Here is an 819-nt window from a genome sequence, read left to right as displayed (position 1 = left end):
ACGTTCACATTATGTTCAAAGCTCAACCTAAAACAGAATTGACAAAATTCATCAATGCCTATAAAAGTGCTAGCTCACGTTTGATAAAACGTGATTTCCCAAAAATGAAACAATTTCTTTGGAAAGAAATGTTCTGGTCTAAAAGTTTTTGTCTTTTGACAACTGGCGGTGTACCAATTGAGGTGATTAAGAACTATATTCAAAATCAAGGAAATAATCATAAGTAGAGAGTAGGTGAATTTTATGGAACGACTAAAAGCATATAAATTCAGACTCTATCCAACAGAAGAGCAAGAGCTCTTCTTTGCACAATCTTTTGGCTGTGTCCGTAAGGTCTATAATCTAATGCTTAATGACCGAAAAAAAGCATATAAAGAAGTAAAAAATAATTCTTCTAAAAAAATGGTCTTTCCCACCCCTGCTAAATACAAGGAAGAATTTCCGTTTTTGAAGGAAGTTGATAGTCTTGCCTTAGCTAATGCGCAACTCAATTTAGATAAGGCTTATAAGAATTTCTTTCGGGATAAATCCGTTGGATTTCCACGTTTCAAAAGCAAGAAAAATCCTGTTCAGAGTTACACAACGAATAATCAAAATGGGACAGTAGCGCTACTTGATAATAAATTTATCAAACTTCCTAAATTGAAATCATTGGTTAGAATTCAACTTCATAGACAACCAAAAGGAATGATCAAAGCTGCTACAATATCACGGTATTCTAGCGGTAAATACTATATTTCTTTATTATGCAAAGAAGAAGTTAAGGAATTACCTAAAACTAATTCTGCAATTGGTATTGACTTAGGAATTACGGACTTT

At 33.0% G+C, this 819-nt stretch carries 2 protein-coding genes; both read left to right on the top strand.

Annotation, left to right across the window (positions count from 1 at the left end):
• A partial coding sequence (gene tnpA / locus ACFSR0_RS06975; RefSeq protein WP_379981263.1) for an IS200/IS605 family transposase occupies nucleotides 1–227 on the top strand: 227 nt, incomplete at its 5' end.
• 16 nt (nucleotides 228–243) lie between these two features.
• The coding region (locus ACFSR0_RS06970; RefSeq protein WP_379981261.1) for an RNA-guided endonuclease TnpB family protein at nucleotides 244–819 on the top strand (576 nt) is incomplete at its 3' end.

Origin of the sequence: Enterococcus camelliae (assembly GCF_042685105.1) — a bacterium.
In the GTDB taxonomy this organism is placed as follows: Bacteria; Bacillota; Bacilli; order Lactobacillales; family Enterococcaceae; genus Enterococcus_G; species Enterococcus_G camelliae.
The sequence above is the reverse complement of the archived record's forward strand: the minus strand, read 5'-3'. Positions and strand labels throughout refer to the sequence as shown.